This window comes from Streptomyces sp. LaBMicrA B280, assembly GCF_049222185.1.
Classification (GTDB): domain Bacteria; phylum Actinomycetota; class Actinomycetes; order Streptomycetales; family Streptomycetaceae; genus Streptomyces; species Streptomyces murinus.
This window is the reverse complement of the sequence record NZ_JBMJCT010000025.1, coordinates 57,709-78,793: the sequence shown is the minus strand read 5'-3', so window position 1 is coordinate 78,793 and position 21,085 is coordinate 57,709. Positions and strand designations below refer to the sequence as shown.

18 protein-coding genes and 1 pseudogene are annotated in these 21,085 nt (G+C 71.2%); 11 read left to right on the top strand and 8 right to left on the bottom strand.

The genetic code is table 11. The annotated features are described in order from the left end of the window. Window positions 1–54 precede the first annotated feature (54 nt). The 3 genes from ACLF5H_RS22595 to ACLF5H_RS22585 form a co-directional block, all read right to left on the bottom strand. The gene (locus ACLF5H_RS22595; protein ID WP_421677831.1) at window positions 55–720 is read right to left on the bottom strand and encodes a TetR family transcriptional regulator; all 666 of its coding nucleotides are present in this window, start codon (window positions 718–720) and stop codon (window positions 55–57) included. Beyond that, window positions 717–1,529, bottom strand: coding sequence for a sugar phosphate isomerase/epimerase family protein (locus ACLF5H_RS22590; RefSeq protein ID WP_421677830.1), 813 nt, complete (start codon window positions 1,527–1,529; stop codon window positions 717–719). Before ACLF5H_RS22590 ends, ACLF5H_RS22595 begins: the two co-directional genes overlap by 4 nt. 84 nt (window positions 1,530–1,613) lie before the next feature. Next, window positions 1,614–2,546 (bottom strand): Ppx/GppA family phosphatase, encoded by a 933-nt coding sequence (locus ACLF5H_RS22585; protein ID WP_421677829.1) that lies wholly within the window; start codon window positions 2,544–2,546, stop codon window positions 1,614–1,616. A 71-nt stretch (window positions 2,547–2,617) separates the two neighbouring features. Here ACLF5H_RS22585 and ACLF5H_RS22580 point away from each other — a divergent pair, with 71 nt between their 5' ends. Further along, window positions 2,618–3,457, top strand: a complete 840-nt coding sequence (locus tag ACLF5H_RS22580) for a hypothetical protein (RefSeq protein WP_421677828.1) — start codon at window positions 2,618–2,620, stop codon at window positions 3,455–3,457. A 595-nt stretch (window positions 3,458–4,052) separates the two neighbouring features. On the opposite strand, the gene ACLF5H_RS22575 is transcribed toward ACLF5H_RS22580, so the two are convergent. Then, window positions 4,053–4,529, bottom strand: a complete 477-nt coding sequence (locus ACLF5H_RS22575; RefSeq protein WP_421677827.1) for a BACON domain-containing protein — start codon at window positions 4,527–4,529, stop codon at window positions 4,053–4,055. Window positions 4,530–4,639: 110 nt separating this feature from the next. Between ACLF5H_RS22575 and ppnK the strand changes: the two are divergent. From ppnK to disA, 3 genes and pseudogenes are all read left to right on the top strand, one after another. After that, a pseudogene (gene ppnK / locus ACLF5H_RS22570) lies at window positions 4,640–4,762 on the top strand (NAD(+) kinase); the annotation flags it as partial. Between the two features lie 1,409 nt (window positions 4,763–6,171). After that, entirely contained in the window at window positions 6,172–7,581 is a 1,410-nt protein-coding gene (gene radA, locus ACLF5H_RS22565) for a DNA repair protein RadA (protein ID WP_421677826.1), read from the top strand. A gap of 80 nt (window positions 7,582–7,661) precedes the next feature. Further along, window positions 7,662–8,786, top strand: coding sequence for a DNA integrity scanning diadenylate cyclase DisA (disA, locus tag ACLF5H_RS22560; protein WP_421677825.1), 1,125 nt, complete (start codon window positions 7,662–7,664; stop codon window positions 8,784–8,786). A gap of 48 nt (window positions 8,787–8,834) precedes the next feature. Here the strand turns inward: disA and ACLF5H_RS22555 are convergent, their stop codons facing one another. Next, window positions 8,835–9,680 carry a hypothetical protein gene (locus ACLF5H_RS22555; protein WP_421677824.1) on the bottom strand — a complete coding sequence of 282 codons (846 nt, stop codon included), beginning with the start codon at window positions 9,678–9,680 and terminating at the stop codon, window positions 8,835–8,837. Window positions 9,681–9,859: 179 nt separating this feature from the next. Here ACLF5H_RS22555 and ACLF5H_RS22550 point away from each other — a divergent pair, with 179 nt between their 5' ends. The 5 genes from ACLF5H_RS22550 (at window position 9,860) to cseC (ending at window position 14,336) form a co-directional block, all read left to right on the top strand. Continuing rightward, a complete protein-coding gene (locus ACLF5H_RS22550; RefSeq protein ID WP_085565927.1) occupies window positions 9,860–10,735 on the top strand; it encodes an A/G-specific adenine glycosylase in 876 nt (291 codons plus the stop codon). Window positions 10,736–11,017: 282 nt separating this feature from the next. After that, a complete protein-coding gene (locus ACLF5H_RS22545) occupies window positions 11,018–11,557 on the top strand; it encodes a SigE family RNA polymerase sigma factor (protein ID WP_037660309.1) in 540 nt (179 codons plus the stop codon). 41 nt (window positions 11,558–11,598) lie between these two features. After that, complete coding sequence (locus ACLF5H_RS22540) at window positions 11,599–12,210, top strand: hypothetical protein (protein ID WP_421677823.1); 612 nt, start codon at window positions 11,599–11,601, stop codon at window positions 12,208–12,210. Between the two features lie 52 nt (window positions 12,211–12,262). Next, a complete protein-coding gene (cseB, locus tag ACLF5H_RS22535) occupies window positions 12,263–12,967 on the top strand; it encodes a two-component system response regulator CseB (protein WP_159703736.1) in 705 nt (234 codons plus the stop codon). Between the two features lie 10 nt (window positions 12,968–12,977). Further along, window positions 12,978–14,336 carry a two-component system sensor histidine kinase CseC gene (cseC, locus tag ACLF5H_RS22530; protein ID WP_421677822.1) on the top strand — a complete coding sequence of 453 codons (1,359 nt, stop codon included), beginning with the start codon at window positions 12,978–12,980 and terminating at the stop codon, window positions 14,334–14,336. A gap of 99 nt (window positions 14,337–14,435) precedes the next feature. Here cseC and ACLF5H_RS22525 read toward each other — a convergent pair whose 3' ends face one another. Further along, entirely contained in the window at window positions 14,436–15,998 is a 1,563-nt protein-coding gene (locus tag ACLF5H_RS22525; protein ID WP_421677821.1) for an MDR family MFS transporter, read from the bottom strand. A gap of 124 nt (window positions 15,999–16,122) precedes the next feature. On the opposite strand from ACLF5H_RS22525, the gene ACLF5H_RS22520 reads away from it, so the two are divergent. Next, window positions 16,123–16,734 carry a TetR/AcrR family transcriptional regulator gene (locus tag ACLF5H_RS22520; RefSeq protein ID WP_421677820.1) on the top strand — a complete coding sequence of 204 codons (612 nt, stop codon included), beginning with the start codon at window positions 16,123–16,125 and terminating at the stop codon, window positions 16,732–16,734. A gap of 89 nt (window positions 16,735–16,823) precedes the next feature. Here ACLF5H_RS22520 and ACLF5H_RS22515 read toward each other — a convergent pair whose 3' ends face one another. Further along, on the bottom strand, window positions 16,824–17,372 hold the full coding sequence (locus ACLF5H_RS22515; protein WP_421677819.1) for a M23 family metallopeptidase: 549 nt from the start codon (window positions 17,370–17,372) through the stop codon (window positions 16,824–16,826). A 457-nt stretch (window positions 17,373–17,829) separates the two neighbouring features. Between ACLF5H_RS22515 and ACLF5H_RS22510 the strand changes: the two genes are divergently transcribed. Continuing rightward, on the top strand, window positions 17,830–18,462 hold the full coding sequence (locus tag ACLF5H_RS22510; RefSeq protein ID WP_421677818.1) for an HAD family acid phosphatase: 633 nt from the start codon (window positions 17,830–17,832) through the stop codon (window positions 18,460–18,462). 97 nt (window positions 18,463–18,559) lie between these two features. On the opposite strand, the gene ACLF5H_RS22505 is transcribed toward ACLF5H_RS22510, so the two are convergent. After that, complete coding sequence (locus tag ACLF5H_RS22505) at window positions 18,560–21,082, bottom strand: ATP-dependent Clp protease ATP-binding subunit (protein WP_128791102.1); 2,523 nt, start codon at window positions 21,080–21,082, stop codon at window positions 18,560–18,562. Window positions 21,083–21,085: the final 3 nt, after the last annotated feature.

Sequence of the window (21,085 nt, the reverse complement as noted above, 5' to 3'; positions counted from 1 at the left end):
GGAATGGACACGCTTGTCCGGAATGCGGGACGGGCATTTCACCGGCGGCCTCGGTCACGCCTGGGTGAGGTGCTTCTGTACGACGGGTGCCACGCGCGCGATGATCTCCTCCACGTCCGCCGAGGCGAGCGGTTCCAGCTTGAGGACGTAGCGCAGCATGGCCGTGCCGACCAGCTGCGCGGCGGCCAGCTCGGCGCGCAGCTCGGCGTCCGGCAGGTCCAGCCGGGCCGCGACCCGGCGCACCAGCTGGGCGGCGACCAGGCGGCGGAAGACGGCGGCGGCGGTGTCGTCGGTGACGGCCGAGCGCAGGATCGCGAGCAGCGGCGCCCGGGTCGTGGGGTTCTCCCAGACGCCGAGGACGAAGCGGGCCAGCCGCTCCCCCACGCCGTCCGGCGGACCCTCGGCGAGGGTGTCGGGGGCGGCGAGGGCGGGGGCGAAGGCGACCTCCACGGCCGCCGCGAAGACCTGTTCCTTGGTGCCGAAGTAGTGGTGGACCAGCGCGGAGTCCACACCGGCCGCCTTGGCGATCTGGCGCACGGACGTCTTGTCGTACCCGCGCGCGGAGAACTCCTCGCGGGCCGCGGCGAGGATGCGGTCCCGGGTACCGGCGGACTCGGCACGGGAGGGGCGGCCGCGGCGGCGGGCGGGGGGCTCGGGGGGCGACTCGGAGGACGCGGTGGGGTCGGAGGGCGGCTCGGCGGACGCGGTGGGCTCGGTCATCGTCGGGGGAGGCGGACGGCGGCGGACAGGTGCTTGCGGGTGAAGGCGAGGGCCTCGGCGAGGTCGGCCTCGCGCTCGGCGCCGGACATCGCCCGCCGGGTGTTGACCTCGATGACGACATGGCCGCCGAAACCGGAGACGGTCAGGTGTTCCAGCAGCTCGGCGCAGGGCTGGTCGCCGCGCCCCGGCACCAGGTGCTCGTCCTTGGCCGAGCCGCGCCCGTCGGCGAGGTGGACATGCCCGAGCCGGTCGCCCATGCGGCCGACCATCTCCAGGGCGTCGGTACGGGCCGTCGACGTATGGCTGAGATCGATCGTGAAGTGCCGGTAGTCGTCGTGAGTGACGTCCCAGGCGGGGGCGTAGGCGAGCATCTCGCGGTCGCGGTAGCGCCAGGGGTACATGTTCTCGACCGCGAACCGTACGTCCGTCTCGTCCGCCATCCGCCAGACGCCCGCGACGAAGTCCCGGGCGTACTGCCGCTGCCACCGGAACGGCGGGTGCACGACGACGGTGGAGGCGCCCAGCTTCTCGGCGGCGGCCTGGGCGCGGCGCAGCTTGGTCCACGGGTCGGTGGACCAGACGCGCTGCGTGATCAGCAGGCACGGGGCGTGCACGGCGAGGATCGGGACGCGGTGGTGGTCCGAGAGGCGGCGCAGCGCGTCGATGTCCTGGCTGACGGGGTCGGTCCAGACCATGACCTCGACGCCGTCGTAGCCGAGGCGCGCGGCGATCTCGAAGGCCGTCGCCGTGGACTCCGGGTATACGGAGGCTGTCGACAGCGCTACGGGAACGTCCCTTGGTTCAGCCACGCCGACACCCTAAGGGGTAGGAAGGCGCGCGTGTCGGGTGCTGTTCGCCGGTGTGAGCCAAGCCATCGGGCGGGTGCGGGGTGCTCAAGCGGAGCCCATGTGATCGAGCCGGCGCAGGATCACGCCCTCCCGCAGCGCCCACGGGCATATCTCCAGGCTCTCCACGCCGAAGAGGTCCATCGCGCCCTCGGCGACCAGGGCGCCCGCGAGGAGCTGGCCCGCCCTGCCGTCGGAGACGCCCGGCAGTTCGGCGCGCTGGTCGACGGTCATGCCGGACAGGCGGGGGACCCATGCCTCCAGGGATTCGCGTTTGAGCTCGCGCTGGACGTAGAGGCCGTCGGCGCTGCGGGCGGCACCGGCGATGCGGGCCAGCTGCTTGAAGGTCTTGGAGGTGGCGACGACATGGTCGGGGGCGCCGAAGCGGGCGAACTCGCCGACCGTGCGGGCGATCTCCGCGCGGACATGGCGGCGCAGAGCGCGTACGTCGTCCGGGGCGGGCGGGTCGCCGGGCAGCCAGCCGGCGGTGAGGCGGCCCGCGCCGAGCGGGAGGGAGGCGGCGGCGTCCGGCTCCTCGTCGATGCCGAAGGCGATCTCCAGGGAGCCGCCGCCGATGTCCAGGACCAGCAGCTTCCCGGCGGACCAGCCGAACCAGCGGCGTACGGCGAGGAAGGTGAGGCGGGCCTCCTCGGCGCCGGAGAGGACCTGGAGTCGTACGCCGGTCTCGTCGGCGACGCGGGCGAGGACCTCGTCGGCGTTGCTCGCCTCGCGGACGGCGGAGGTGGCGAAGGGGAGCAGGTCCTCGACGCCCTTGTCCTCGGCGGCCTGGAGCGCGTCCCGTACGACGTCGACGAGCTTCTCGATGCCGTCGTCGCCGATGGCACCGCTGTCGTCGAGGAGTTGGGCGAGCCGAAGGTCGGCCTTGTGCGAATGCGCGGGCAGCGGGCGGGCGCCGGGGTGGGCGTCCACCACCAGCAGATGCACCGTGTTCGAACCCACGTCCAGGACACCGAGTCTCATATACGGAACGCTACTGCCAGAACGCGGCTCCACGGTCCCCGGACCGGGGGCGGGACACTTACCCTGGACGGGTGCCAAAGACGAAAAAGGCGAAGTCCGCGAAAGCCGATAAGACGGACAAGGCTCGCAAGGCCGCCAAAGCTGCCAAGGGGGCGAAGATGAGCGACGAGAAGGGGCTCGACTTCGCGCGCGCGTGGGTGGAGTTTCCGGACCCGGCGGACGACGAACAGGTCTTCCGCTGCGATCTGACGTGGCTGACCTCGCGCTGGAGCTGCGTCTTCGGCAGCGGCTGCCAGGGCATCAAGGCGGGGCGCGCGGACGATGGGTGCTGCACGCTGGGGGCGCACTTCTCCGACGAGGACGACGAGAAGCGGGTCGCCGAGCACGTGGCGCGGCTCACGCCGGAGATCTGGCAGCACCATGCCGAGGGCACGAAGGACGGCTGGATCTCGGAGGACGAGGAGGGGTCCCGGCAGACGCGGCCCTTCCAGGGGTCCTGCATCTTCCAGAACCGGCCCGGGTTCGCGGGCGGCGCGGGGTGCTCGCTGCACATCCTGGCGCTGAAGGAGGGCCGGGAGCCGCTGGAGACCAAGCCGGACGTGTGCTGGCAGCTGCCGGTCCGGCGGACGTACGAGTGGATCGACCGGCCCGACGACACACGGGTGCTGCAGATCTCCATCGGCGAGTACGACCGCAGGGGCTGGGGTCCTGGCGGGCACGATCTGCACTGGTGGTGCACGTCGGCCACGTCGGCGCACGGTGCGGGGGAGCCGGTGTACGTGTCCTACCGCGCGGAGCTGACGGAGCTGATGGGCAAGGAGGGCTACGACCGGCTGGCCGAACTCTGCGAGCAGCGCCTCTCCGCCCAACTCCCCCTCCTGGCCCCCCACCCGGCCGACCCGACCCCCTGACGACGCTGCCTGCGCTGCCTGCGCTGCCTGCGCTGCCTGCGCTGCCTGCGACGGACTGGACAGCAGGGCGGGGTGGGCGGGGTGTACGCCCCGCCCTTCCCCGTCCCCGGCCGAACAGCCGGACGGCGTGCAGGCCCCGCCTTTCCCACCCACCCACCCGTCTCGGTCGGGCTGCCGGGCCCCCGCGGCCCTCATCCCGGGCCGGAACCCCACCCCCGGCCGGAACACGGCAACCGCAAACGGATCCCGCTACGCGGGCGGACGGAGCCCCGCCCCGAGTGAGCGGTTCGGCGTGGAGCCGCACGCCCACCCCGTAACCCCGCGCTCCCTGATCCACCCAGCCGACTCGGCAGGCTGATGACCGGAACACGGCGACCAGCCGCCGCTCCCACCACACCAGCATGGTCCCGCGCCGTGACACTCCCCGGCCGACTCGGCGCGCCGACGGCCCCGGGAGGGGCCCCCGTCGAATCACGGCGATCAAGAACCGACCCCGCCGCACCTACAGCACCCACCCGGCGCCCTCTCCCGCCCACCCGGCTTCAGAGGCCGATGGAATTCACCGAAGGCCCCTCACCTCGGCCGGAGCGGCGTCCTAGCTCCCCGACGGAGTCGGTGTGTCGCTGGTCGTCTCGGATGGCGTCGGGGTGGGGGAAGGGGACGGCGGGGGGTCGGTCGGGGTGGGGGAAGAGGTTGGTTGGGTGGGGGGAGGAGAGGTTGGTGGGGAGGTCGGGGTGGGGGGCGGCGGCGGTGGGGTCGGGTGGGTGGGGAGGGGGCCGGAGCCGGTGATGGTGACCACGGTGCCCGCGGGGGCGATGGAGATCCGGGCCTGCCAGGCGCCCCTGGGTTCGTGGAGATGGTCGACGTACGCCTTCAGCGTCACGCTCTCGCCGGAGGCCAGCGTGCCGGCGGACTGGCTCAGGTACAGCCACGCGGAGCCGGTCACGGCGGACCAGCGGACCGGGTCCTGACCCGTCGCGGTCAGAGTGATCAGCGTGGTGTCGCCGTCGTTCGCCGCGGTCACCGACAGACTCCCGGCCGAGCCGTCCGCCGTCCCGGGCGCGACGCTCATCACCTCCACCGAGACATCCGGCCCGCCGTCCTTCCCCGCGCCCGGCTGCACGCTCGCGTTGCCCGCGTTCTCGTACCCCCCGCCCGTGCCGTCCCCGCCGATCGCGTCCGGAGGTCGAGGAGCGGATGACCGTCGATGTGGTGGTGCACCGCAACGGGGACATCGTGCACACCGACTGGGCGCTGAACGAGGCGGCCGTGCAGAAGGCCGGCGCGGAGAAGCCCGTGGAGGTCTCGTCCGGCTCCCCCGTCGGCGCGCCCCGGTACGCCGCCCACAGGGCCAGCACCGGCGCCGCCACCACCGTCGCCACCACCGTCGTCGTCACCGCGCGGGACCGCAGCCGGTCGCGGCGGGCCGCGCGGTCCCTGGGGTCCATCGGGAAGCCCCGCCGGTCGAAGCGGGGCGCGTCCGCGACCTTCGCCCGGGAGCGCGGTGCGAGGGCCGCGCGGGGCGCCTCCAGGACGGGCAGCTCGGCGGGGGTGACCGTGGTGCCGGGCCAGCGGCCGGGGGCCGCGCGTTCGGCACTGCGGCGGCAGCGCGGGCAGTCGTCGACATGCCGTACCAGCTCGCGGCGGAGCGCGGTGCTGAGGATCAGCCTGCTGTCGCCGGTGAGATGGGCGACGCTCGGACAGCCGCCGGACTCGACCACGGCGAGCGCGGCCCGGGTCCGCTCGACCTCGCAGGCGGCCGTGGCGAGCAGATCGCGGGCGGCCGCCGGTGCCATGCCGAGGACGGCGGCGACCTCGGGCGCGGTCAGGTGGTGGCGGACGGCGAGCTCCAGGGCCTCGCGCTGCTCGGGCGTGGTGCCGGCCGCCTCCGGCCAGGCGAGCAGGGTCAGTTCGCGGTGCCGGCGCTCCTGGAGCTCCGCGGGGAGGGCCGCGTCGGGCGCCTCGGGGCCGGTTCCCCTGCCGCCTCTTCCGCTGTTCGCCGCGACTTTGTCGGTACGGCCCGCCGCATGCGTGGCCTGGCGGTTCCGCTTCGCCTCGGCCAGCTTGCGCAGACACGCCCACCGGGCCAGCGCGTACAGCCAGGCCCTGTGCTCGCCGCCGGTCCCCGGCCCGCGGTGCGCCCGCCGCTCGGCCAGGGCGAGGGCGTCGCCGAGCGCGTCGGTGGCCGTGTCGTGGTCGCACAGGATGGACAGGCAGTAGGTGAACAGGCCGTCCAGGTACGGCTCGTAGCGCGTCGACGCCCGCCCGGCGATGGTCCGCGCGGCGGCACGGTCCCGCGCCTCACGCGCATCCCGCGCCTCACGGACGTCTCGCGCCTCACGGACGTCTCGCGCCTCATGCGCCTCACACGCCTCATGTGACTCAAACACACCAGGCACCCGCGCACCCTCGCGCGGTTCACGCCCCTCGCGCGCCTCTCGTGCTTCGCGCGCCGTGCCGTGCGCCCGGTGCGCGCCGGTGGTGCGGGTGGTGGTCTCCGGGCTGCTGCTCATCACCCGTGCGACCGTAGGCGTCGGCGGAGCGCCCCTTCTGGAGCCTTGAGCACTTTTAATCCGTACGGGTGAAACGATCCCTCATAAGGGGACAGGAACCCTTTGTTCCGGGGCCGGATTCCGCGGGCCGACGGCCGATACCCGGCCACCCAGTTGGCGGCCCCCGGTCCCGTTGTCAGTGCCGCGGGCTACGGTTTCCGCATGGCTGCCCGTACCAAGACCACCAAGGACCGTCCGTCCTACCGCTGCACCGAGTGCGGCTGGCAGACGGCCAAGTGGCTCGGCCGCTGCCCCGAGTGCCAGGCGTGGGGCACCGTCGAGGAGTACGGCGCGCCCGCGGTCCGCACCACGGCGCCCGGCCGGGTCGTCACCTCCGCGCTGCCGATCGGCCAGGTCGACGGCCGCCAGGCCACCGCCCGCTCCACCGGGGTGCCCGAGCTGGACCGGGTGCTCGGCGGCGGGCTCGTGCCGGGCGCGGTGGTGCTGCTGGCGGGCGAGCCGGGCGTCGGCAAGTCCACCCTGCTGCTGGACGTGGCGGCCAAGGCGGCGAGCGAGGAGCACCGCACCCTCTATGTCACCGGCGAGGAGTCGGCGAGCCAGGTGCGGCTGCGCGCCGACCGCATCAACGCGCTGCACGACCAGCTGTATCTGGCCGCCGAGACCGACCTCTCCGCCGTCCTCGGACACCTGGACGAGGTCAAGCCGTCCCTGCTGATCCTCGACTCGGTGCAGACGGTCGCCTCCCCGGAGATCGACGGCGCGCCCGGCGGCATGGCCCAGGTCCGCGAGGTCGCCGGGGCCCTGATCCGGGCCTCCAAGGATCGCGGCATGTCCACGCTGCTGGTCGGCCATGTCACCAAGGACGGCGCGATCGCGGGCCCCCGCCTGCTGGAGCACCTGGTGGATGTGGTGCTGCACTTCGAGGGCGACCGGCACGCCCGGCTCCGCCTGGTCCGCGGCGTGAAGAACCGGTACGGCGCGACCGACGAGGTCGGCTGCTTCGAGCTGCACGACGAGGGGATCACCGGCCTCGCCGACCCCAGCGGCCTCTTCCTGACCCGGCGCGACGAACCGGTGCCCGGCACCTGTCTGACCGTGACCCTGGAGGGCCGCCGCCCGCTGGTGGCGGAGGTGCAGGCGCTGACCGTGGACTCCCAGATCCCCTCCCCCCGGCGTACGACATCGGGCCTGGAGACCTCCCGGGTGTCGATGATGCTGGCCGTGCTCGAACAGCGCGGCCGGATCAGCGCGCTCGGCAAGCGGGACATCTACTCGGCCACGGTCGGCGGTGTGAAGCTGTCCGAGCCCGCCGCCGACCTGGCCATCGCCCTCGCGCTGGCCTCCGCCGCGAGCGACACCCCGCTGCCGAAGAACCTGGTGGCCATCGGCGAGGTGGGTCTCGCCGGCGAGGTGAGACGGGTCACGGGCGTGCAGCGCAGGCTCGCCGAGGCGCACCGGCTCGGCTTCACGCATGCGCTGGTCCCGGGCGATCCGGGGAAGACCCCGCCGGGGATGAAGGTGCTGGAAGTCGCGGACATGGGGGATGCGCTGCGGGTCCTGCCCCGCTCCCGTCGCCGAGAGGCCCCACGGGAGCCGGAGGAGCGCCGGTAGACTTTGCCCAGGTCTCGCCCGTCCGTACGAACCGAGTGCGGGCACGGGTGCGCTTGAGAACCCCCGACCGGAGGAGTGCAGTGGCAGCCAACGACCGGGCAGCAGCTCCCGGAAAGTCCGGTGGGAGTGCCGGTTCCGATGGCCTGATGCGCGCCGCCCTGAGCGCCGTGGCACCCGGTACGGCCATGCGTGACGGCCTGGAGCGCATCCTGCGCGGCAACACCGGCGGCCTGATCGTGCTCGGCTCCGACAAGACCGTCGAGGCGATGTGCACGGGCGGTTTCGTGCTGGACGTGGAGTTCGCCGCGACCCGGCTGCGGGAGCTGTGCAAGCTGGACGGCGGCATCGTGCTGTCCTCGGACCTCTCGAAGATCCTGCGCGCGGGCGTCCAGCTGGTCCCGGACCCGACCATCCCCACCGAGGAGACGGGCACCCGGCACCGCACGGCGGACCGGGTGAGCAAGCAGGTCGGCTTCCCCGTCGTCTCCGTCTCCCAGTCGATGCGGCTGATCGCGCTCTACGTCGACGGTCAGCGCCGTGTCCTGGAGGACTCGGCGGCGATCCTCTCCCGCGCGAACCAGGCGCTGGCCACCCTGGAGCGGTACAAGCTCCGCCTGGACGAGGTGGCGGGCACCCTGTCGGCGCTGGAGATCGAGGACCTGGTGACGGTGCGGGACGTGTCCGCCGTCGCGCAGCGTCTGGAGATGGTGCGCCGGATCGCCACCGAGATCGCCGAATACGTGGTGGAGCTGGGCACCGACGGCCGTCTGCTCGCCCTCCAGCTGGAGGAGCTGATCGCGGGGGTCGAGCCGGACCGGGAGCTGGTCGTACGGGACTATGTGCCCGAGCCGACGGCCAAGCGCTCCCGCACGGTGGAGGAGGCCCTGGCCGAGCTGAACGCGCTCACCCAGTCCGAGCTGATCGAGGTCGGCACGGTGGCGCGGGCGCTGGGCTACACCGGTTCGCCCGAGACCCTGGACTCCGCGGTGTCCCCGCGCGGCTTCCGTCTGCTGGCCAAGGTGCCGCGGCTGCCGGGGGCGATCATCGACCGGCTGGTGGAGCACTTCGGCGGGCTGCAGAAGCTGCTGGCCGCGAGTGTGGACGACCTCCAGGCGGTGGACGGCGTGGGCGAGGCGCGGGCACGGAGCGTGCGCGAGGGTCTCTCCCGGCTGGCCGAGTCCTCCATCCTGGAGCGGTACGTCTGATCTTCGAGCGGTACGTCTGATCTTCAGGGCCGACGGCTCCGGGAAGTACTAGTCCGCCGACAGCACGAACGACGCCTGTAGCTTCCCGTACCCCGGTGTCTTCGCCTCCAGCAGGTACGTTCCCGTCCTGGCCGCGGCGCCGGACGGGGTCGCGCAGTGGGCGGCGCTCGGGTGGCGGTCCCATGTGACCGTGTATGTGATGGCCTTGCCCGCCGGTACCCGGAAGAGCAGGTCGCCCGCGCCCTTGGGGCAGTCGGCGGAGGACCAGAGGGCGTTGTCGCTGTCCGCCGGGGTGATCGTCAACACCGCGTTCTTCGGGCCGAGATCGACCTTGCAGTCGGCGGACGAGGTGTTCTTCGCGGTGAGTTCAAAGGCCGGTGTCTGGTCCGGCGAGTAGGAGTTGTGCAGGCTGCGCAGGCCCAACGACACCGCGCCGGAGGTGCAGTTCGCCAGCCCGGAGGAGCCGGGCAGCGCGTCGCCCGCGGCGACCGCCCCGCCACCCGCGGCGGATCCGCCGCCGGAGCCCGCCGAGCCGCCCGATCCGGAGCCGCCGCCCCCGTCACCGCCGGAACCCGACCCACCGGAACCCGACCCGGCGGACCCCGCCGAACCGCCGGACCCGGAGCCCGCGTCCGACCCGCCCGACTCGTCCCGCCCGCCCGGGTGTTGGCTGTACGCGGGGCCCGAGCCGGACGGTCCCGGGGTGATCGTGTTCGTGGGGTTCTTGCCGCCGGACGCGCTGGTGCCCTTCTTGCCGCCGCCGCCCCCGCCTCCCGTCGCGACGATCCAGGCGATCAGCAGTGCCGAGACGGCGACCACCGACAGCAGTACGGCCCTCCTGCGCCAGTAGATGGAGGAGGGAAGCGGCCCGACCGGATTGCGCAGAGATCCCACGCCCGAACTCTACGAGAGTTCGGCGCGCGGCCTTGCGCCACCCGCCGTCCACGCACCAACTTTTCCGGATCATCATTCCGGTAACTGCCGTCGCAGGCACGGTTCTTCAGTGACCGGCACGCTGAGTGACGGCCTCGTCACCCGCGCCACCCCGCGCGGCGTGGCAGGATCGGAAGGCCATGACCGAGAAAATCCACGCCCCCGTGATCGCCTGGTTCGACGCCCATGCCCGCGACCTCCCCTGGCGCCGCCCGGAGGCGGGCGCGTGGGGCGTGATGGTCAGCGAGTTCATGCTTCAGCAGACCCCGGTCAACCGGGTGCTGCCCGTCTACGAGCAGTGGCTGGCCCGCTGGCCGCGCCCCGCCGACCTGGCGAAGGAGGCGCCCGGCGAGGCGGTGCGCGCCTGGGGCCGGCTCGGCTATCCGCGCCGCGCGCTGCGGCTGCACGGCGCCGCGGTCGCCATAACGGAACGGCACGGCGGTGACGTACCGACGGAACACGCGCAGCTGCTCGCGCTGCCCGGCATCGGCGAGTACACAGCCGCCGCGGTGGCCTCGTTCGCCTACGGGCAGCGGCACCCGGTGCTGGACACGAATGTGCGACGGGTGCTGGCGCGCGCGGTGACGGGGGTGCAGTACCCGCCGAACGCGACGACCGCGGCCGAGCGGCGCCTCGCCCGGGAGCTGCTGCCCGAGGACGAGGGCACGGCCGCGCGCTGGGCCGCCGCCTCCATGGAGCTGGGCGCGCTGGTGTGCACCGCGAAGAACGAGGGGTGTGCGCGCTGCCCGATCGCCGCGCAGTGCGCCTGGCGGCAGGCGGGCAAGCCGGAGCACCAGGGGCCGCCGCGGCGCGGGCAGACGTACGCCGGTACGGACCGCCAGGTGCGCGGCAAGCTGCTCGCCGTGCTGCGGGAGGCGCACACCCCGGTGCCGCAGGCGCGGCTCGACCGGGTGTGGCACGAGCCGGTGCAGCGGGCCCGCGCGCTGGACGGACTGGTCACCGACGGACTGGTGGAGCCGCTGCCCGGCGGCCTGTATCGGCTGCCGCTCACCTGACGCATGGTCAGATCACAGCGTTATCGCCACTGTTACGGGCCGCCTCGCCCAACCGAGGTACAGCAAAAGCCTCATAACTGGACATAAGCACCGCCCTCTTTACCCCCTTCCTGTGGCCGTTACACAACCGACGGATAGCCGATTGCTAGCCGAAGGCTGGTCCGCACAGCCTCGTGACAACGACTGCCTACCTTCATTCTCGTGCCCGACAGACCACGGGCCGGCAGGACGGCGGGACTTCGGCCGGGGGCCGAAGCACACGGGGAACGGAGGCGGTTGAACATGGCGCAGGGCGAGGTGCTCGCATTTGAGGAGTACGTCCGCACACGACAGGACGCGCTGCTGCGCAGTGCGCGCCGGCTGGTCCCGGACCCCGTGGACGCGCAGGACCTGCTCCAGACCGCGCTGGTGCGGACGTACGGCCGCTGGGACGGCATCGCCGACAAGCGGCTCGCGGACGCCTATCTGCGCCGGGTCATGATCAACACCCGGACCGAGTGGTGGCGGGCCCGCAAGCTGGAGGAGGTCCCCACCGAGCAGCTGCCGGACGCCTGCGTGGAGGACTCCACCGAGCAGCACGCCGACCGTGCCCTGCTGATGGACATTCTGAAAGTTCTCGCACCCAAGCAGCGCAGCGTCGTGGTGCTGCGACACTGGGAGCAGATGTCGACCGAGGAGACGGCCGCGGCCCTGGGCATGTCGGCCGGTACGGTCAAGAGCACGCTGCACCGGGCGCTCGCCCGGCTCCGTGAGGAGCTGGAGGCCCGCGACCTGGACGCACGGGCGCTGGAGCGTGAGGAGCGGGAGCGTTGCGCGGCCTGACAGGGCCCGGGCCGGAACCGGCCCGTGGGAATTGGTTGGCGGTGATCGCGGCGGTGGCCTCGGTCACCGCCCTCGCCCTTTTCGTCGGTGCGTGCGGCACGGGCGGCCTGGGTGCCCGGGACGAGGGCCCGGCACACGCCTCGGCGGTGGCCGGGGCCGGCGCCGTGGCCTCGCCGTCGCCCTCGCCGAACGATCCGGACAAGTACCGGAAGGTGGACGCCGTACAGCTGCTCAAGCACGATCCGGCGGTGTCCGCCGCCGTCAAGCGGGAGCTGAAGCCGTGCAGCGGCAATGAGTACCCGGTGGACATCTCGTACGGTGATCTGACCGGGTCCCCGGTGGACGACGTCGTGATCAACGTGCTGACGTGCGCGGACGCGGTCGGGATCGGCTCGTACGTGTACCGGGACGATTCCGGCACCTTCAAGAACGTGTTCCGGACCGAGGAGTCGCCGGTCTACGCCGAGATCGATCAGGGCCGACTGTCGGTGACCAGGCAGTATTACGAGAAGGGCGATCCCATCTCCAGCCCGTCCGGTGAGATCGTGACGCCGTACGGCTGGAAGGCGGGACGGTTCACACCGGGCAAGAGCGTGCGCAACGAGTACAGCAAGTCGGCCGGGCAGGTCCCGACGCCCGTGCCGGACAGCTGAACCGCCCTTTCGACCGGACCACCAGCACTTCACGAGGACAGAGAGCACCGGGATGGCAGACCAGACCCACGTTCTGTTCGTCGAGGACGACGACGTCATCCGCGAGGCCACACAGCTCGCCCTGGAGCGGGACGGCTTCGCGGTCACCGCCATGCCCGACGGGCTCTCGGGCCTGGAGGCGTTCCGGGCGAACCGTCCCGACATCGCCCTGCTCGACGTGATGGTGCCGGGTCTCGACGGGGTCAGCCTGTGCCGCCGGATCCGGGACGAGTCGACGGTGCCGGTGATCATGCTGTCGGCGCGCGCCGACTCCATCGATGTCGTGCTCGGCCTGGAGGCGGGCGCGGACGACTATGTGACCAAGCCGTTCGACGGCGCCGTACTGGTCGCCCGGATCCGGGCGGTGCTGCGCCGCTTCGGGCACGCCGGCGGCTCCGCGCACCCGGAGGAGCCCGCGTCCGCGATGCAGGGCGGCACGCTGACCTTCGGCGATCTGCGGATCGACACCGACGGCATGGAGGTGCTGCGGGACGGCCGGCCGGTGGCGCTCACCCCGACCGAGATGCGGCTGCTGCTGGAGTTCTCCTCCGCGCCCGGCACCGTGCTCTCCCGCGACAAGCTCCTGGAGCGGGTCTGGGACTACGGCTGGGGCGGGGACACCCGCGTGGTCGACGTCCATGTGCAGCGGCTGCGGCAGAAGATCGGCCAGGACCGGATCGAGACGGTCCGCGGCTTCGGCTACAAGCTGAAGGCCTGAACGGAGCGACATGCGGGGGTTTTGGCGCCATCCGGTCCGGCGCATGGAGCGCGTGGGCCTGCACACCGGCATCCGGTGGAAGCTCACTGCGGCGATCGCGCTGGTCGCCGGTCTCGTGGCGATCGCGTTGAGCCTGGTCGTGCACAGCGCGGCCCGGGTCTCGATGCTGGACAACGCGCGCGACCTGGCCAATGACCGGGTCCAACTGGCGCAGCGCAACTACGAGTTGTCCGGACGGACGAACTTCCCGAACATAAAGATCGACGATCCGGGGATGCCGCCCGCGCTGCGCGAGAAGGTGATGGCCGGGCGCCGGGCCACCGATGTGTCCGACCGGGGCTCGGGGCCGCCGGACATCTGGGCGGCGGTACCGGCCAAGGACGGGCATGTGCTGTCGCTGCACAGCCACTTCCCGGACCGTTCCATGGACGTGATGAAGGACCTGGACCAGGCCCTGGTCATCGGGTCCATCGCGGTCGTGCTCGGCGGCAGCGCGCTCGGCGTGCTGATCGGCGGGCAGCTGTCCGGGCGGCTGCGCAAGGCCGCGGCCGCGGCGAACCAGGTCGCGCGGGGCGAGACCGAGGTACGGGTGCGGGAGTCCATCGGCGGGGTCGTACGGGACGAGACCGACGATCTCGCGCGGTCGGTGGACGCGATGGCGGACGCGCTGCGGCAGCGCCTGGAGGCCGAGCGGCGGGTCACCGCGGACATCGCGCACGAGCTGCGCACCCCGGTGACGGGGCTGCTGACGGCCGCCGAGCTGCTGCCGCCGGGCCGGCCCACCGAGCTGGTGCTCGACCGGGCCAAGGCGATGCGCACGCTGGTGGAGGACGTGCTGGAGGTGGCCCGTCTGGACAGCGCCTCGGAGCGTGCCGAGCTCCAGGACATCCTGCTGGGCGAGTTCGTCGCGCGGCGGGTTGCGGCGAAGGATCCCGACATCGTCGTACGGGTCGTCCACGAGTCGGAGGTGACGACCGACCCGCGCCGCCTGGAACGCGTGCTGTTCAACCTGCTCGCCAATGCCGCGCGGCACGGGCGGCCGCCGATCGAGGTGAGCGTCGAGGGCCGGGTGATCCGGGTCCGCGACCACGGTCCCGGCTTCCCCGAGGCGCTCCTCGCGGAGGGCCCGAGCCGCTTCCGTACCGGCAGCATGGACCGCGCGGGGCAGGGCCACGGCCTCGGTCTGACCATCGCCGCAGGCCAGGCCCGGGTCCTCGGCGCCCGTCTCACCTTCCGCAACATCCGCCCCGCGGGCCTTCCCCCGGAACTCCCGGCGGAGGGCGCGGTGGCCGTCCTGTGGCTGCCGGAGCACGCGCCGACGAACACGGGAAGCTATCCGATGCTGCCGCTGTCGGGGGGAGCGGGCTGAATTCGGCCGGGGCGCGCACCACCTCCTGGACGCCCCCGAACATGACGAAGGCCCCCGGGGCGGACACCCGCCGGGGGCCTTCGGCTTACGGGGCCTAGGTCAGACCGCCTCGACCAGCGGAGCGACCTGCTCCTCGGGCTTCGCCGCCTGCGGGCCGCCCCGCAGCGGGACCTCCTTGACGAAGAGCGCGCCGACGAGCACCAGGACGGCGATCACGGCGCCCAGGAGGAACGCGGAGTGCGTACCGGCGGAGACCGCGTGCTGGTAGGCCTCGCGGGCCAGCGGGGGCAGCTTCGCCAGGCTCTTGGCGTCCAGCTGGGCGGACTGCTCGGTGATGCCCTTGCCCAGCGAGCCCGCCCGCTCGGCCATGACGTCCTTGACCTTGTTGTTGAACAGCGCGCCCATGATGGCGACACCGAACGAGGAGCCGAGCGTACGGAACAGCGTCGTGGACGAGGACGCGACGCCCATGTCCTTCATCTCCACGCTGTTCTGCGCCACCAGCATGGTGATCTGCATCAGGCAGCCCATGCCGAGGCCGAGGACGGCCATGTAGACGCCGGAGGTGAAGCGGCTGGTGCCGGTGTCCATCAGCGACAGCAGGTACAGGCCCGTGATCATCAGCGCGCCGCCGACGATCGGGAACACCTTGTAGCGGCCGGTGTTGGTGGTGACCCGCCCGGCGACCATCGACGTCACCAGCATCGCGCCGAGCATCGGCAGCAGCAGCAGACCGGAGTTGGTCGCCGAGGCGCCCTGCACCGCCTGCTGGTACAGCGGCAGGAACAGCGTCGCGCCGAACATCACGAAGCCGGTGATGAAGCCGATCACGGACATCAGGGTGAAGTTGCGGTTGCGGAAGATGTGCAGCGGCAGCACCGGGTCGGCGGCCTTCGTCTGCCAGAACACGAACCCGGCCAGCGCCACCACGCCGATGGCTATGAGCTCCATGATCCGCGCGGACGTCCACGCGTACTCGCTGCCGCCCCAGGTGGTGACCAGCACGATCGAGGTGATGCCGATGGTCAGCAGCGCGACACCGAGGTAGTCGATGCCCGCCTTGGCCCGCTTGCGCGGCAGGTGCAGCACCGCGCTGACCAGGACCAGCGCGACCGCGCCGAGCGGCAGGTTGATGTAGAAGGACCAGCGCCAGCCCCAGTTGTCGGTGATGGTGCCGCCGACCAGCGGGCCGCCGATCATCGCCAGCGCCATCACGGCGGCCATCATGCCCTGGTACTTGCCCCGCTCCCGCGGCGGCACGAGGTCACCGATGATCGCCATGACGCCGACCATCAGACCACCGGCGCCGAGGCCCTGGATGGCGCGGAAGCCGATCAGCTCGCCCATGTTCTGGGCCATGCCGCTGAGCGCGGAGCCGATCAGGAAGATCACGATCGAGCTGAGGAAGGCGCCCTTGCGCCCGTACATGTCACCGAGCTTGCCCCAGATCGGGGTGGAGGCCGCGGTGGCCAGGGTGTAGCCGGTGACCACCCAGGACAGGTGCTCCAGGCCGCCCAGCTCGCCGACGATGGTGGGCATCGCGGTGCCCACGATCATGTTGTCGAGCATCGCGAGCATCATCGCGATCATGAGCGCGAGCAGTACGACGCGCACGCTCCGTTGTTTCTTGCCCTCCTGGGGGCTCTCCACCGTGTCCGCCATCTCTTCCCTACTCCCCCTCGGCGACTACTTACTTGCCGCCCGGCTAGTTAGTACACTGCGTAAAGTAGACGGCAAACTAGCCGGGCGTCAAGTAAGTTTCCGCAGGAGCGCGAGGAGTACGAGGATGGGCGTCACCATGGACGGCACCAAGCAACAGCGCCGCGGCAACACCCGCCAGCGCATCCAGGACGTCGCGCTCGAACTCTTCGCCGAGCAGGGCTACGAGAAGACCTCGCTGCGCGAGATCGCCGAGCGTCTCGACGTCACCAAGGCGGCCCTGTACTACCACTTCAAGACCAAGGAAGAGATCATCGTCAGCCTCTTCGAGGACCTGACGCAGCCGATCGCCGACCTGATCGAGTGGGGTCGCGGCCAGCCGCACACCCTGGAGACGAAGCAGGAGATCCTCCGGCGCTACAGCGAGGCGCTCTCGAACGCGGAGCCGCTCTTCCGCTTCATGCAGGAGAACCAGGCGACGGTGCGGGAGCTGCGCATCGGCGAGACCTTCAAGGACCGCATGCACGGGCTGCGGGAGATACTGATGGACCCGGACGCCGAGCTGGTCGACCAGGTGCGCTCGCTCAGCGCGATGTTCACCCTGCACGCCGGGATGTTCGTGATGCAGGACCTGGTGGGCGATGTGGAGAAACGCCGCCAGGCGGTGCTGGAGGTCGCCCTGGACCTGGTCACCCAGGCCCACGAGCACGCCCACGCCCACGCCGACACCGACGACTGAGCCGCCCGCGTCGACTCGTTCGACTCGGACGGCTCGTTCGACCCACGGGGCCCGTCAGCGGCTCATTCGGACCGCTCGGCCCGCTCGGCTCAGACGCGGACGCCCTTGCCCTTCAGGAAGGGCACCGGGTTGAGGGCGGAGCCGTAGTTCGGGGTGGTACGGATCTCGAAGTGCAGGTGGGGACCCGTGGAGTTGCCGGTGGAGCCGGACAGGGCGATGTGCTGGCCGGTCTTCACCTTCTGGCCGATCTTGACGTCGACGCGGGACAGGTGCGCGTACTGGGAGTAGACGCCGTTCTCGTGCTTGATCACGATGGCGTTGCCGTACGCGGGACCGTCACCGGCGCCGTTGGGGCCGGCCTTGACGACGGTGCCGCCGTGCACGGAGAAGACCTCGGTGCCGGTGGCCACCGCGAAGTCCTGGCCGCTGTGCTTGGCGACCCAGTGGGCGCCGGACTGGTTGAAGCCCGCGGAGAGCGAGTACTTCTTCACCGGGTCGACCCAGGAGGCCGCCGACGGAGCGGCGCTCGCGACTCCGGCGCCCAGCACGACCGGGACAGCGACACCGGCGGCCAGGAAGGCGGCGCGGGTACGGAGCGAGGACGTACGGGTGGCACGGGACGTGAAGCGCTTGAACATCGAGACCTCGTGAAGTCGGGGACAGATCAGCCGCTCGACGGACAGGCGTTCGTCGCGGCGGCCATCCCTTGGTAACCGATCGCCCCGGCCGGGCGAAAGCGGGGCATCTACGGCGCCCGGTAGTAGATGAGTCGAAAACTACCCATCTCCTTGACAGCCCCCGCGCCTACCCGGCATCCCCCGTCGTGAACTGCCCGTTTCCGACGGAAACCGAGGATCTACGAGCCCTTTGCCCACCCTTTACTCGCCTGACGGATCCCACTATCGGGTCTAGTAAGGGATAAATCGCCTGTGCGGCATGTCACCGGCTTCGCGCATCGGCGGGGCCTCGAATGTGACGCAGACCCCTATCCACCTACCGTTCGGTAACCCTACGGTTCCCCTCACGCCATCCGCACCACAGATCATGCACCTGCCATCCGGCACCGCGTACGTGACGTGAGAGGAACCCCCACCGATGACCAGCCCCCTGGCGCGCCGCCTCACCGTGACCGCCGTCTCCGTGGCCGCCCTGGCCGCCGTGGCCGCCCCGGCCCAGGCCGCGGACGCCACCACGGCCCCGGCCACCACCGCGGCGGCGAGCGCCACGACCGGCAAGGTCGACTTCGCCACCTGGCAGAACGACTGCCAGACGGTCATGGACCAGACCCTGCCGTACCTGGAGCAGCGCATCGCCGCCGCGAAGCCGGGCGAGAAGCAGGCCATCGTCTTCGACATCGACAACACCACGCTGGACACCGACCTGGGCTTCACGGTCCCCCAGAAGGCCAACAAGCCGGTGTTCGACGTCGCCCGGTACGCCCAGGACCACGGCGTCGCGCTCTTCTTCGTGACCGCCCGCCCGGGCATCATCGAGGCGCCCACCAAGTGGAACCTCGAGTACGACGGCTACAAGGTCTCCGGCCTCTATGTGCGCGGCCTCTTCGACCTCTTCAAGAACGTCGCGGACTACAAGACGGCCCAGCGCGTCGACATCGAGAACAAGGGCTACGACATCATCGCCAACATCGGCAACAGCGCCACCGACCTGTCCGGCGGCCACGCCGACCGCACCTTCAAGCTGCCGGACTACAACGGCCAGCTCTCCTAGGGCAGTCGGGCTCCGAACGCCCGGCTCACCATGGAAGAAAACTGAAAGGGGCCGGTGCTCAAAAGCACCGGCCCCTTTCAGTTGAAGCGCCGCAGGCTTACGCGTCCTTGCTCAGGTTCGGCCCGCCGCCCGCGGCCTGCTCGATCGGCGGGGCGTCCGGCAGGGCCGACTTCTCCTCGCCGCGGAAGGTGAAGGTCGCGTTGTCGCCCTCGCCCTCCGTGTCCACGACCACGATGTGGCCGGGGCGCAGCTCGCCGAAGAGGATCTTCTCGGAGAGGCTGTCCTCGATCTCGCGCTGGATGGTGCGGCGCAGCGGCCGGGCGCCCAGCACGGGGTCGTAGCCCTTCTTGGACAGCAGCTCCTTGGCGGACTGGGACAGCTCGATGCCCATGTCCCGGTCCTTCAGGCGCTCGTCCACCTTGCCGATCATCAGGTCGACGATCCGCAGGATGTCCTCCTGCGTCAGCTGCGGGAAGACGACCACGTCGTCGACGCGGTTGAGGAACTCGGGCCGGAAGTGCTGCTTGAGCTCGTCCTGGACCTTGTTCTTCATGCGCTCGTAGTTGGTCTTCGTGTCACCCGAGGCCGCGAAGCCCAGGTTGAAGCCCTTGGAGATGTCCCGGGTGCCGAGGTTGGTCGTCATGATGATGACCGTGTTCTTGAAGTCCACGACCCGGCCCTGGGAGTCGGTCAGGCGACCGTCCTCCAGGATCTGGAGCAGCGAGTTGAAGATGTCCGGGTGGGCCTTCTCGACCTCGTCGAACAGGACGACGGAGAACGGCTTGCGGCGCACCTTCTCGGTCAGCTGGCCGCCCTCTTCGTAGCCCACGTAGCCGGGGGGCGAACCGAAGAGACGCGAGACCGTGTGCTTCTCGCTGAACTCCGACATGTCGAGGGAGATCAGCGCGTCCTCGTCGCCGAAGAGGAACTCGGCGAGCGCCTTGGACAGCTCGGTCTTACCGACACCGGACGGACCGGCGAAGATGAACGAGCCACCGGGGCGCTTCGGGTCCTTCAGACCGGCACGCGTACGGCGGATCGCCTTCGACAGCGCCTTGACGGCGTCGACCTGGCCGATGACCCGCTTGTGCAGCTCGTCCTCCATGCGCAGCAGGCGGGAGGACTCCTCCTCGGTCAGCTTGAAGACCGGGATGCCGGTGGCCGTGGCGAGGACCTCGGCGATCAGCTCGCCGTCGACCTCGGCGACGACGTCCATGTCGCCGGCCTTCCACTCCTTCTCGCGCTTGGCCTTGGCGGCCAGGAGCTGCTTCTCCTTGTCGCGGAGCGAGGCGGCCTTCTCGAAGTCCTGCGAGTCGATCGCGGACTCCTTGTCCCGGCGGACGCCGGCGATCTTCTCGTCGAACTCGCGGAGGTCCGGCGGCGCGGTCATCCGGCGGATGCGCATCCGGGAGCCGGCCTCGTCGATCAGGTCGATGGCCTTGTCCGGCAGGAAGCGGTCCGAGATGTAGCGGTCGGCCAGGGTGGCGGCCTGGACCAGCGCCTCGTCGGTGATGGAGACGCGGTGGTGCGCCTCGTACCGGTCGCGCAGGCCCTTGAGGATCTCGATGGTGTGCGGCAGGGACGGCTCGGCGACCTGGATGGGCTGGAAGCGGCGCTCCAGGGCCGCGTCCTTCTCCAGGTGCTTGCGGTACTCGTCCAGCGTGGTCGCGCCGATGGTCTGGAGTTCACCGCGGGCCAGCATCGGCTTGAGGATGGAGGCCGCGTCGATGGCGCCCTCGGCGGCACCCGCACCGACCAGCGTGTGCAGCTCGTCGATGAACAGGATGATGTCGCCGCGGGTGCGGATCTCCTTGAGGACCTTCTTCAGGCGCTCCTCGAAGTCACCGCGGTAGCGGGAGCCGGCGACCAGGGCGCCGAGGTCCAGGGTGTAGAGGTGCTTGTCCTTCAGCGTCTCGGGCACCTCGCCCTTGACGATGGCCTGGGCGAGGCCCTCCACGACGGCGGTCTTGCCGACGCCGGGCTCACCGATCAGCACCGGGTTGTTCTTGGTACGGCGGGACAGCACCTGCATGACCCGCTCGATCTCCTTCTCGCGCCCGATGACCGGGTCGAGCTTGGATTCACGGGCGGCCTGGGTGAGGTTCCGGCCGAACTGGTCCAGGACCAGGGAGGTCGAGGGGGTGCCCTCGGCCGGGCCGCCGGCGGTGGCGGTCTCCTTGCCCTGGTAACCGGAGAGCAGCTGGATGACCTGCTGCCGCACCCGGTTGAGGTCGGCACCCAGCTTGACCAGGACCTGGGCGGCGACGCCCTCGCCCTCACGGATCAGGCCGAGCAGGATGTGCTCCGTGCCGATGTAGTTGTGGCCCAGCTGAAGGGCCTCGCGGAGCGACAGCTCCAGGACCTTCTTGGCACGAGGAGTGAAGGGGATGTGCCCGGACGGGGCCTGCTGGCCCTGACCGATGATCTCCTCCACCTGCTGGCGGACCGCCTCGAGCGAAATGCCGAGGCTCTCCAGGGCCTTAGCGGCGACACCTTCGCCCTCGTGGATGAGACCCAGGAGGATGTGCTCGGTGCCGATGTAGTTGTGGTTGAGCATCCGGGCTTCTTCCTGAGCCAGGACGACAACCCGCCGCGCGCGGTCGGTGAACCTCTCGAACATCGT